The organism is Acinetobacter sp. 778_lipA (assembly GCF_058242985.1).
Genome location: NZ_JBZAYT010000001.1, coordinates 3,059,664 through 3,071,607, shown reverse-complemented (window position 1 = coordinate 3,071,607; position 11,944 = coordinate 3,059,664). Strand labels below are relative to the sequence as shown.

The 11,944-nt window shown below is 38.9% G+C and carries 14 protein-coding genes and 1 tRNA gene; 11 read left to right on the top strand and 4 right to left on the bottom strand.

Annotation, left to right across the window (positions count from 1 at the left end; translation table 11 throughout):
- The first annotated feature begins 81 nt into the window (after positions 1-81).
- The 10 genes from AC4CUY_RS14590 (at position 82) to AC4CUY_RS14545 (ending at position 8,580) form a co-directional block, all read left to right on the top strand.
- Positions 82-864 carry an enoyl-CoA hydratase/isomerase family protein gene (locus tag AC4CUY_RS14590; protein WP_490774326.1) on the top strand — a complete coding sequence of 261 codons (783 nt, stop codon included), beginning with the start codon at positions 82-84 and terminating at the stop codon, positions 862-864.
- 261 nt (positions 865-1,125) lie between these two features.
- Entirely contained in the window at positions 1,126-2,943 is a 1,818-nt protein-coding gene (gene lepA, locus AC4CUY_RS14585) for a translation elongation factor 4 (protein WP_004717093.1), read from the top strand.
- 21 nt (positions 2,944-2,964) lie between these two features.
- The gene (gene lepB, locus AC4CUY_RS14580; RefSeq protein WP_336951737.1) at positions 2,965-3,819 is read left to right on the top strand and encodes a signal peptidase I; all 855 of its coding nucleotides are present in this window, start codon (positions 2,965-2,967) and stop codon (positions 3,817-3,819) included.
- Between the two features lie 309 nt (positions 3,820-4,128).
- On the top strand, positions 4,129-4,503 hold the full coding sequence (locus AC4CUY_RS14575; RefSeq protein WP_336951736.1) for a DUF4845 domain-containing protein: 375 nt from the start codon (positions 4,129-4,131) through the stop codon (positions 4,501-4,503).
- Positions 4,475-5,167 (top strand): ribonuclease III, encoded by a 693-nt coding sequence (gene rnc / locus AC4CUY_RS14570; protein WP_004717088.1) that lies wholly within the window; start codon positions 4,475-4,477, stop codon positions 5,165-5,167. Before AC4CUY_RS14575 ends, rnc begins: the two co-directional genes overlap by 29 nt.
- A gap of 5 nt (positions 5,168-5,172) precedes the next feature.
- Complete coding sequence (gene era / locus AC4CUY_RS14565; RefSeq protein ID WP_004823128.1) at positions 5,173-6,201, top strand: GTPase Era; 1,029 nt, start codon at positions 5,173-5,175, stop codon at positions 6,199-6,201.
- A gap of 20 nt (positions 6,202-6,221) precedes the next feature.
- Complete coding sequence (locus AC4CUY_RS14560) at positions 6,222-6,413, top strand: NF038104 family lipoprotein (protein WP_336951733.1); 192 nt, start codon at positions 6,222-6,224, stop codon at positions 6,411-6,413.
- Positions 6,414-6,424: 11 nt separating this feature from the next.
- Positions 6,425-7,144: a DNA repair protein RecO gene (recO, locus tag AC4CUY_RS14555; RefSeq protein WP_336951731.1), complete on the top strand. Its 720-nt coding sequence runs from the start codon at positions 6,425-6,427 to the stop codon at positions 7,142-7,144.
- A gap of 31 nt (positions 7,145-7,175) precedes the next feature.
- Entirely contained in the window at positions 7,176-7,901 is a 726-nt protein-coding gene (gene pdxJ / locus AC4CUY_RS14550; protein WP_419359455.1) for a pyridoxine 5'-phosphate synthase, read from the top strand.
- 34 nt (positions 7,902-7,935) lie between these two features.
- A complete protein-coding gene (locus AC4CUY_RS14545) occupies positions 7,936-8,580 on the top strand; it encodes a MiaE family protein (protein ID WP_336951728.1) in 645 nt (214 codons plus the stop codon).
- A 97-nt stretch (positions 8,581-8,677) separates the two neighbouring features.
- Here AC4CUY_RS14545 and AC4CUY_RS14540 read toward each other — a convergent pair whose 3' ends face one another.
- The gene (locus AC4CUY_RS14540; RefSeq protein WP_490774325.1) at positions 8,678-8,863 is read right to left on the bottom strand and encodes a hypothetical protein; all 186 of its coding nucleotides are present in this window, start codon (positions 8,861-8,863) and stop codon (positions 8,678-8,680) included.
- Between the two features lie 132 nt (positions 8,864-8,995).
- Positions 8,996-9,071: transfer RNA gene (locus tag AC4CUY_RS14535), tRNA-Asn, on the bottom strand.
- Positions 9,072-9,317: 246 nt separating this feature from the next.
- Here AC4CUY_RS14535 and AC4CUY_RS14530 point away from each other — a divergent pair.
- A complete protein-coding gene (locus tag AC4CUY_RS14530; protein WP_419327179.1) occupies positions 9,318-9,797 on the top strand; it encodes a hypothetical protein in 480 nt (159 codons plus the stop codon).
- Positions 9,798-9,829: 32 nt separating this feature from the next.
- Here the strand turns inward: AC4CUY_RS14530 and AC4CUY_RS14525 are convergent, their stop codons facing one another.
- Together AC4CUY_RS14525 and AC4CUY_RS14520 are read right to left on the bottom strand one after the other, a co-directional pair.
- Positions 9,830-11,266, bottom strand: a complete 1,437-nt coding sequence (locus AC4CUY_RS14525) for a cryptochrome/photolyase family protein (RefSeq protein WP_490774324.1) — start codon at positions 11,264-11,266, stop codon at positions 9,830-9,832.
- Positions 11,267-11,375: 109 nt separating this feature from the next.
- Positions 11,376-11,858 carry an FKBP-type peptidyl-prolyl cis-trans isomerase gene (locus AC4CUY_RS14520; protein WP_004717066.1) on the bottom strand — a complete coding sequence of 161 codons (483 nt, stop codon included), beginning with the start codon at positions 11,856-11,858 and terminating at the stop codon, positions 11,376-11,378.
- Positions 11,859-11,944 lie beyond the last annotated feature (86 nt).

The window sequence follows — 11,944 nt, the reverse complement described above, 5'->3', positions numbered from 1 at the left end:
CCATGACTATATACAGCTAAATCAGGGTACATTATGAATATTTCCACTTATTCTACACTTCACATTGAGCATGATGGTGGTGTGGCTACTGTTACAATCAATAATCCGCCAGTCAATGTGTTGGATGTTGCTGTGATGAGCGATATCCAAAGTTTTCTCACTCAGGTGCGTGATGATCCACAAACTCGCGTAATCGTTTTCCAAAGTGCTGATCCAGAGTTTTTTATAGCTCATGTAGACATGACACTGATTGATGAGCCGCATGCTTTCGATGAGATAGCCAAGAATGCTCCTGATGGCTTGAACCCATTTCAGGCTTTGGGAGAGATGATTCGGGCACAACCGCAAGTAACAATTGTCAAACTTGAAGGTCTGGCGCGGGGTGGTGGTGCTGAATTCGTGGCGGCAGTGGATATGACATTCGCTGCCATTGGTCGTGCAGGACTCGCTCAATGTGAGGCATTGATGGGTATTATTCCCGGTGGCGGTGCCACTCAATATCTTTCACAGCGAATGACGCGGGGACGTGCGTTAGAAGTAATACTTGGAGCGGATCTCATTGATGCGCTGCTGGCAGAAAAATATGGGTGGGTGAACCGTGCACTTGCTGCAAACGAGTTGGGTGCATTTGTTCGCCGTCTAGCCAACAATATTGCTGCTTTGCCAGAAGGTGTTATTTCCGCTGCAAAGAAAGTCGTTAAACCAGCGGATTTGAGAGAGGGTTTGTTGCGAGAACATCAGGAATGGGCAGGTCTATTTGCGCTTCCTGCTGCTGAAAAACGAATACGTGGCGGTTTGCAGGGAGGTGCTCAAACAAAAACTGGCGAACATAATTTGGAGCAACTACTTCGCGAACTATCTTAATTAGGAGGTATTATCTTCATCTGCAACGCGTCATCTTATTGGTGGCTTTGGGATGAATCTAAATGGGGAAAATAATTTTAGTTGTTTTGTAATGACGGTTTTTACTATTTAATTAATAGTATCTGAATTTATCAAAGCCTCACTATATTTTTGACCCTGTTCTGCTTATACTGTGCAGCAATTAAGATATTTCATTTTTTGCACGTCATAAGTACTTTTGATATTGAGTACATGATCGTGTACATATTTTTAGAGTAGTGTATGGCAGTAGCTAAGAAATCCGTTAATATCAACAATATACGTAATTTTTCCATTATCGCTCATATCGACCACGGTAAATCGACACTTGCAGACCGTTTCATTCAAATGTGTGGTGGATTGCAAGACCGTGAAATGCAGGCTCAAGTCCTTGACTCTATGGAGCTTGAGCGTGAACGTGGGATTACCATTAAAGCGGCTTCTGTAACCTTGTATTATACCCATCCAAATGGGCAAGAGTATCAATTAAACTTTATCGATACACCTGGGCATGTGGATTTCTCTTATGAAGTATCGCGCTCACTTGCGGCTTGTGAAGGTGCGTTGTTGGTTGTCGATGCTGCACAAGGGGTTGAGGCGCAATCTGTTGCAAACTGCTATACCGCAATTGAGCAGGGTCTAGAAGTATTACCCGTCCTGAATAAAATCGATTTACCACAAGCAGAACCTGAACGTGTTATTCATGAAATCGAAGAAATTATCGGTATTGAAGCAACACATGCACCAACATGTTCAGCAAAAACAGGTCTAGGTGTAGAGTCTGTTTTAGAGACATTGGTTGACATTATTCCCGCACCGCAAGGTGACCGTGATGCACCTTTACAAGCCTTAATTATTGACTCTTGGTTTGATAACTATTTGGGTGTTGTATCACTTGTTCGTATCAAACAAGGTCGTGTGCGTAAAGGTGATAAAATGTTGATGAAATCAACAGGTCAATCGCACATTATCACTTCAGTTGGTATTTTTAATCCAAAACATACTGATACCGGTATTTTAGAAGCGGGTGAAGTTGGCTTCATCATCGCTGGGATCAAAGATATTTTTGGTGCGCCTGTTGGTGATACGATTACTTTGGCAACGACTCCTGATGTTGCGACTTTACCGGGTTTCAAAAAGGTAAAACCACAGGTTTATGCGGGTTTATTCCCAATTGATGCTAGTGATTTTGAACCATTCCGTGAAGCACTACATAAGTTACAGATTAACGATTCTGCGTTGTTCTTTGAACCCGAAAGCTCCGATGCTTTAGGTTTTGGCTTCCGTTGTGGCTTCTTGGGAATGCTACACATGGAAATTGTACAAGAACGTCTAGAGCGTGAGTATGATTTAGACTTAATTAGCTCTGCGCCAACCGTAATTTATGAAGCATTGATGAAAAATGGCGAAACGATTTATATCGATAGCCCATCTAAAATGCCTGATGGTTCAACGGTTGAAGATTTACGCGAGCCGATTGCTGAATGTCATATCTTAGTGCCTCAAGAATACTTGGGTAATGTCATGACTTTATGTATCGAGCGCCGTGGTGTGCAAAAAGATATGAAATTCTTGGGTAATCAAGTATCTATTACCTTTGAAATTCCAATGGCAGAAGTGGTTATGGATTTCTTTGATAAATTGAAATCTTGCTCACGTGGTTTTGCTTCACTGGATTACAATTTCGTGCGTTTTGAGAGTTCATCTCTAGTTAAGGTTGATGTGTTAATTAATGGTGATAAGGTTGATGCTTTGGCAATGATTTGTCATCGTAATGATGCGCGTCACCGTGGTATTGCTTTAGTTGAAAAAATGAAAGATTTGATTCCGCGTCAAATGTTTGATGTAGCGATTCAAGCTGCAATTGGTGCACAAATCATTGCACGTTCAACAGTTAAAGCGATGCGTAAAAACGTATTGGCTAAATGTTATGGTGGTGACGTTTCTCGTAAGAAGAAACTGTTATCGAAACAAAAAGAAGGTAAGAAACGCATGAAACAAGTGGGTAGTGTTGAAATCCCACAAGAAGCGTTCCTTGCTGTGTTAAAAGTAGAAAGATAAAAACTAGAGGTCTTATTGCTCATGGATTTTGATTTTAATTTAATTCTCGTTCCTGCAACGCTTATATTTTTTGGGCTATGGTTACTGGATAAGTTTGTACTGAAACAACGTGCAACCAAAGGTAAGGGGAATGAAAATGTCATTATTTCATGGGCATATGATTTCTGGCCTGTTCTAGCAGTGGTTTTGGTATTGCGTTCATTCTTATTTGAACCGTTTAATATTCCTTCTGATTCTATGGTACCCACTTTAGAGACGGGTGATTATATTTTGGTGAACAAATTCCAGTATGGGGTACGTTTACCGATTACCAATACCAAGATTATTGATATTGGTGAGCCACAACGTGGTGATGTTGCTGTTTTCCGTTATCCAGAAAACCCTAAAATTAGCTACATCAAGCGTATTATTGGTTTACCAGGTGACCATCTTGAATTCAATAATGGTCAACTCACAATCAATGGCAAAAATGTTGAGCAAGTACCTACTGAGTTTAGTCGTGAAAAAGATATTTTAGATACGCCTAAGTCAATCTACTATTATGAAACGATGGGTACACATAAGCATTTAGTCCGTCTGTTGGAAGGCCAAAATACGTTGGTTTCAGCATTTAATTATGCACAGAAGAAACAAGACCTACCCTATGTAGCAACAGCAAATGATCGCTTTGTAAAATCCAATGGTCAAAGCTGGGAAGTCACTGTTCCAAAAGGTCAATATTTTGCCATGGGTGATAACCGTGACCAAAGTGCAGACAGTCGTTTTTGGGGCTTTGTACCTGAAGAAAATTTAACGGGTCATGCAATATATGTATGGATGCATAAGGAACCTGGTTTTAAAATTCCTTCATTTAGTCGCAATGGTGCTATTAACTAATCGACTACAATTTACAAAATCAAATAAAGGTCAATTTATGTTGACCTTTATTTTTATCTGTTAAAGCTATCAAGTTGCCTTGATTTATAAGAAAAATGAAATAGAACAAATGATTTAAACTAGCAACTTGATGCAGTTTCAAGGATAATAGCGCGGAAAAGTTTTTTATCACACCAGGGGTTGCAGTGGATAAAAAATTTATAACAATTGAAAATGATTAGTTGAATTGCATCACAGTATTTGACTCAATTATATGATTATTTTCAATTGCGATTAAAGATTATTCATTCTTACCTGTTGGATAAAAAAATGCGTAAAAATCAACAAGGCGCTTCATATATTGGAATTTTATTGGGGATAATTGCCTTAGCTTTTATGTTGAAAATCATAGTTGCTGTATGGCCCTTATACTGGGATGATCGTGTGATTAACAATCAAATTGTAGAGCAAATAAATAAAAGCTCTACTGATATCACGCCAATGAAATTTGCAACAGAAGTTGATAAACGGTTAGAAATGAACAATATCCGAGATACTAAATTTGAGGATATTGCGACTGTATCAACTAAAGATGGTTTACAAGTGACTAAAAAATATGAAGTACGGAAAAATTTCATGCTGAATATAGATTTAGTCCTCACTTTCGAGAAGAGTTTTGATCAAAGGTCAGTTGAAAGTAAGTGATCCTCGCTTACAGAGTAGAATCGGTTACCAGTTTAAACAATACGAGTTATTACAACTCGCACTGACTCATCGCTCGGTGAGTCATAAATATAACTATGAGCGCCTAGAGTTTTTAGGTGATGCATTGTTGGGTATGATCATCGCAAATTACTTATATCATGCATATCCTCATGAAAATGAAGGACGTTTGACGCGTATGCGTGCAACTTTGGTACGCCAAGAAGCACTGGGTAAAATTGCAAATGATTTAAAGTTAAGTCAAAGTTTAATTTTAAGTACAGGTGAATTGAAATCAGGCGGTCATCATCGTGAGTCAATATTAGCGGATACTGTTGAAGCAATTATTGGCGCGATTTATACCGAAACACGAGATTTGCCTTTATTGGAATCGATTGTTTTAAAATGGTATGAACCCTATTTAGACCATATCGAACCGACAGATCAACTCAAAGATCCAAAATCACGTTTACAAGAATATCTACAAGCTCGTAAAAAGCATCTCCCAGTTTATGAGGTCGTAGATATTCAGGGTGATGCACCTAACCAGCATTTTAAAGTAGAATGTACAGTAGATGGCTTGCCTAAAATGATGGGTGAGGGATCAAGTCGCCGTTTTGCAGAACAAGCAGTCGCGGCGGATTTTTTAAAGATATTGGAGCAGTAAACTGCATGAGTACACATTCCGATCACAATGATGCTGATCACGAGCCGTCTGAAAACGGTAATGAGTTAATTAATCAATTTTTTAGCTCGCAAGGTACAGAAATCCCTTCGGATTATCGAAGTGGATTTGTTGCAATTGTAGGACGTCCAAATGTGGGTAAATCGACATTGATGAACCATTTATTGGGTCAAAAGTTGTCAATTACTTCACGTAAGCCACAAACGACACGCCATAAAATCATTGGTATTGATAGTCGTGAAAAGTCTCAGGCTGTATTTGTTGATACACCAGGGATGCACAAGAAAGAAGTGCGTGCGATTAATAAAATGATGAACAAAGCTGCACATTCTGCCTTACGCGATGTCAATTTGGTTCTATTTGTTTTAGATGCCCAGAAATGGACGCCAAATGATGACTTAGTTTTAGAGAAACTACAAAATGCAGAAATGCCAGTCGTTTTGATTATCAACAAAATCGATACTTTAGAAAATAAGCGTATGATTTTACCGTTGATTCAAGAACGTGCGAAGTTGATGAATTTTGCTGAAATTGTTCCTGTTTCTGCCTTACGTGGTGCAAACTTAGATCATTTGCGTGAAGCGATTGAAAAGTATCTTCCATTTCAGCCACCATTGTATTCTTTAGAACAGTTAACTGACCGTTCAGAACGTTTTCTTGCCAGTGAAATCATTCGTGAGAAAATTATGCGTCAGTTGGGCGAAGAACTTCCGTATGATTTAACGGTTCAAATTGAATCATTTAAAACAGAAGAAGCAACAGTGAATGAAAAAACTGGTCGTCCTAAAGCAGCATGTACTTATATTGATGCCACAATTTTTGTTGATCGCCCTGGCCAAAAAGCCATCGTGATCGGTGAAAAAGGTGCTAAGCTGAAGAAAATTGGTATGGATGCTCGTGTTGACATGGAAAAAATGTTTGAGCAAAAAATCATGCTAACACTTTGGGTGAAAGTTAAAGGCGGTTGGTCTGATGACGAACGTGCTTTAAAAAGTTTAGGCTACAGCGATATTTAATTGACTTTTTGGGAACTGAAATGATTCGAGTTATAGCAATTCTTGCTTGCATAGTCATGTTACAAGGCTGTATCACTAAAATTGTGACAGTTCCCGTCAAAGTTGCGTATAAAACCACAAAAGGCGTGGTTAAAGGTACAGCTGCGGTTGTAGGCGCTGTTATCCCTGACGGGGATGATGACGATGATAAGAAAAAAGAAAAGGATGATTAAGTTCAAGCTAGATGCGTAATGAAATCTTGCATGGTTATTTAATCCATCATCGAAAATACAGAGAACGTAGTCATATTGTGCACTTATTTACACAAGAGCATGGTCGTGTCGACGGTATTCTTAGACAAACCCCACCACCCCAATATCAACCGATTACTTTACAAGCGTCGGGAAAATCCGAGCTTAAAAACTTTTCAAAACTCGAAATACTCAATCAACCGATTTTCTTTTATGGGGATGCTTTCTTTTCAGGCTTTTATTTAAATGAACTGCTACTTCGTTTATGTCCGCTTGAAGAAATGATGTCTGAAACATTTCAGCAATACCATTTAACCTTACAGCATTTACAAAAATTGGCTGAACATCCACAAGCAGATTTATTTCTCCGACAAATTTTACGCCAGTTTGAACATGCACTGTTAGAAGAATTGGGTTATCCACTGGATTATGAGCATGATTCAAATCAACAAGAGATTATGCTGACCCAACGTTATCAATTTCAATTGGCGGAAGGCTTTACACCAGTGTCATATACTTCATCTGGGACGTTGCTGGGGCAACAAATTCTAAGTATGGCAAATTATGAAAAGGGTAGGGATTTTAGCCCAGAACAGTTACAATTATTGGCTAAACTCTATCGACAAATGATTACTTCACTTTTAGGTGATCGACCATTAAAAAGTCGTCAGCTTTGGGTTCAAAACGCTCAATCTAAAACCTTGAGCCGTTAATTTTATTTTATTGGTGAATTAGGAGAATGTTATGGCTGCATTGCTAGGTGTAAACATTGACCATGTTGCGACACTCAGACAAGCACGTGGAACAACTTATCCTGATCCTGTGAAAGCTGCATTAATTTGTGAACAAGCAGGGGCGGAAGGGATCACTTTACACTTACGTGAAGATCGTCGTCATATTCAAGATGATGATGTGCGCCGTATGCGACCTGTATTGACCACAAGAATGAACTTGGAAATCGCTGTAACAGATGAAATGGTTGCATTTGCAAAAGAGATTCAACCACATCATGTTTGTTTTGTGCCAGAGAAACGTCAAGAAATCACGACAGAAGGTGGTTTAGATGTGCTTGGACATTTTGAAGATGTGAAAGCCGCGACTCAGGCATTAACTGCGATTGGTTGTGATGTATCTTTGTTTATTGATGCTGATCTTGCGCAAATTGATGCTGCTATTGCTTGTGGTGCACCAACCATCGAATTGCATACAGGTGCTTATGCAGACGCTAAAAATGCTGAAGCTCAACAGATTGAACTAGAAAGAATTATTAAAGGTACAAAGTACGCAGCATCTAAAGGTTTGGTCGTCAATGCTGGTCATGGTTTGAATTTGGACAATGTGGCTGCAATTGCTGCAATTCCACAGATTCATGAACTCAATATTGGACATTCGATTATCGCCGAAAGTGTTTTCGTCGGTTTGGAACAAGCAGTGAAGGACATGAAGGCCGCACTTCATGCAGCTGGTTAATTTAATTTTTGATTTACGTTGTTGAATATTGATCATGTCGAATATGAATTATGATGAACTCATGCAACCTGTGATTGCTTTTTTAGGCTGTGAAACGCCAAAGGCATGGTTGGATGAGGCATTGAACAATCTCCCATTGCTCATGCAAGATCATGCGAATTGTGAAAAGAAAGCGGCGGGAACAGCAATGAACTTGATGTTCCGTTACAGTTTTTTTACCGATTTGCAGATCAAATTAGCACAACTTGTTCGTGAAGAAATGTTGCATTATGAACAAGTGTTAGAGTTTATGAGCAAGCGTGGTCAAGAATGGAAAGGTCTGAGTGCAGGTCGCTACGCAGGTGGTTTGCGTAAGGAAATTCGTACTTATGAACCAGAAGCTTTGATTGATATTTTGGTGATTGGGGCGTTTGTTGAAGCACGTTCTTGTGAACGATTTTATGCTTTAGCACCATTGGTGGATGACGAGCTGGGTCGATATTACCGTTACTTGTTGAAATCTGAATCTCGTCACTATGAGGACTATTTAGCTTTGGCTTTAGATGTTGCTAAAACTGCCAAATTAAAAGATCCAGAAGAGGATATTGAGCAACGTATCGAATTGATTCGTGAAGTAGAGAAGGATTTGATTTTAACGCCTGATAAGACCTTCCGTTTTCATAGTGGTGTGCCAGCTTAACTATCATCTGATTAAAAGCTGAATTAAAAAATAGACCAAAGCATTGCTTTGGTCTATTTCGTTGTACTCTTTAATAAAATCAGATGAAATTGTTGCTTTAGGCAGTTTCGATACCTGTCCAGTCTGTATTTGGATAACGTTCATCCTGTATCTGATCAGGTGCAAAAAGTTGATCAAGTTGTAGAATTTGTTCATTCGTGAGGCTAAGCTGATTGGCTTTAAGGTTGTTCTGTAAATAATTTAAATGAAAATACGAATTGAGAGAACTTATATTCTTGTGCATGGGTTTTTTGACAGGTTGGCTATATGTCGTTTTTAGAAGTGAAAGTAGCACATAAAACTTGTCTATTTGTTACACCCGGTGTCGAGTTCTGAAATAAAAAAAGCCCACTTATGAAAGTGGGCTTTTAGAATTTGGCTCTCCAACCTGGGCTCGAACCAGGGACCTGCGGATTAACAGTCCGTCGCTCTACCGACTGAGCTATTGGAGAATCTGAATGCGATTATAAGGATATATCTTTATGGGTCAAGCCTTTCCTGTCATCTTTTCTTCATTTGTACACTGTATGGTTTTTATTTGAGCAATCTATCGATAAATTAAAAAAATTGATTCTTACAGTTGCAATAGTGAAACGGTCTTGTTAGATTAAAACCATAAAGAGTGTTTAAGTTTGACTTAAACAGTGTGGATTTAAAACCAACTTGCCAGCACTAAATGGCTAAATAGGAGACAGCGAATGAATACGCTTACTATTTCTCAAATTTTTGAAAACTTCTTATTTTATCAAGAAAACTACCTTTCAATCTTGCAAGATTCTGAACAATATTTTATCCAAGTTGAACAAGCCTATTTAGATGTTTGGCCATTTACTGAAAAAAAACTGTATTTGGGCGATCTGTTGCAACTATGGTTTAGTGAAAAATGGCTGATTAATACACCATGTCGATTATTAAATTCATCCAGTCAGGTTTCATCAAGTTCAGACACGCAAGCTACTCAAAAACCAGTTCAACGTACACAAGATTTTTATCTGTTCCAATTGAGTGGAAGTACCTTATCAGGTTCTAATCACGCACAAATTTGGTCAGTTTCAGAACAAAAAGTGCTTTATGTTTCTTTGGATCGCATCTTTAAATATTACTGCTATTTTGAATCGATTGAACGCCCAAAAAACCATCCTCAAAACCCGTTTAAATTGTATCAGCAAGCGATTTAATCAAACCATTGAGAACGCTTTTAAGTGTGACTTTAAATCTGCTTAAAAGCTTCAATTGCTCGAATACGACTTTGCTTTAAATCCACAATTGGCTTTGGATAGTTGAGCTCTATATTGGGATTTTTTGCATAAGGTTCATGAATGGTTTTTGCGTCTAAATGTGCAAGTTCTGGAACCCATTTTCGAATGTAATCACCTTGTGCGTCAAATTTCTGCGATTGGCTGATAGGGTTAAAAATACGGAAATAAGGTACGGAATCTGTTCCTGTGGATGCACACCATTGCCATCCTCCGTTATTGGCAGCCAAATCCCCATCAATAAGGTGTTGCATAAACCATTGCTCACCTAAACGCCAATCAATCAATAGGTTCTTGGTGAGAAACATGGCGACAACCATGCGGATCCGATTATGCATCCAGCCTGTGTAAAGTAACTGGCGCATACCTGCATCGACGATAGGAATACCTGTCTGACCAGTTTGCCAAGCGCTTAAATCATTTGGAGCATTGCGCCATTGTAGCTGCTGTGTTGGCATTTTAAAGGGCAAGTGCTTTGACACACGAGGGAAATCAAACAGGATATGCTGATAAAACTCACGCCAAAGCAGCTCATCGAGCCATGTTTGTTGACCAATATGATCAATAAAAAAATGTCCAAATTGTGCTCGAAAGAGGGCATTGAAACACTGTCGAATTGAAAGGATGCCTATATTTAAATAGGCTGAAAGCTGGCTGGTAGCTTCAATTTGGGGGAAATCACGCTCGAGTTGATAATGACGGACTTTGTTTTCAATAAATTCATCCAAGACATACAAAGCATATTGTTCGCCAATTTGCCACTGCTTGTTGATCTGATTCGGATCGAATTTAAAACCAAGCTCGGCCAAAGTTGGCAGGCTATTGTTATTCAACTTGCCTACGTCTATTGTATCATTTAAGGCTTGAATCTCAGGAATAGGGAAGCATTGCGGGATTGAAATACTCAGTTGTTCATAGCAATATTTTTTAAATGGGCCAAAAACTTGATAGGGTTGATTGGATTTATTTCGAATTGAACCCACAGGGAACAGCGTGCGATCATGATATAAAATCAAATCACGCTTACTTTGATTCAGTTGTGTTTGAACTTGAAAATCTCGATTTAACTCATTGACACCGCACTCGATATTGGCATGTACATTTTCAATTTCCAGTTTTTGGCACAGTTGATTGATCTCGGTTGGAATGTTTTCCCATAAGGGGATGTTGCAAATAATTAGCGGAATTTGAATGGAAGCAAGTTCTTGCTGGATGGCTTTAATTTGACGTAAATAGAAATCAAGCTTAATTGGTGCATCGTCATGCATCTGCCATTGTTCAGGTGAAAGAATCACAAGTGCAATCACAGGGCCACTTTGTGCCGCATGCCATAGGGCAGTATGATCTTGTATACGCAAGTCTTGACGGAACCAAAGAAGTTGTTTTTGCATAGGATTTATCAGAATAGACTCAATTGCACTAGATTTTAATCAATTTAAACGGATACATATAAAAAAGGCAAAGTAAAAACTTTGCCTTTTCGATCAGATCAATCAGATCTTAGTGGTGATGACCACCTGCACCGTGTACATGACCGTGCTCTAATTCTTCTGGAGATGCATCACGAACTTCTGCAATTTCAACTTCAAAAGTAAGATCTTGGCCAGCTAATGGGAAGTTAGCATCAACGATGATGTTGTCGCCTTCGATTGCTTTAACAGTAACGATTTGAACACCATCATCAGTTTGAGCTTGGAACTGCATACCAGCTTCAATGTTCTCAACACCTTGGAACATTTGAGCAGGAACTTCTTGAACGAGGTCAGGGTTGTATTCGCCATAACCTTCAGCAGCTGGAATAGTGACTGTAAATTTGTCACCTACAGTTTTACCTTCTAAAGCTTTTTCTAAACCCGGAATGATGTTACCTGCGCCATGTAAATATGCAAGTGGTTCACCTTGTGATTTATCGAGAGTTTCACCCTCAGCGTTAGTCAGCGTATAGTGGAAAGAAACCACGTTGTTATTTGCAATAGCAGTCATGTTATTGATCCATTGGGTAATCGATAATTTTAAGGCTACATCATAAAGTGAAAAGCAATTTTTGTAGACTAAAATTACTAAAAAAT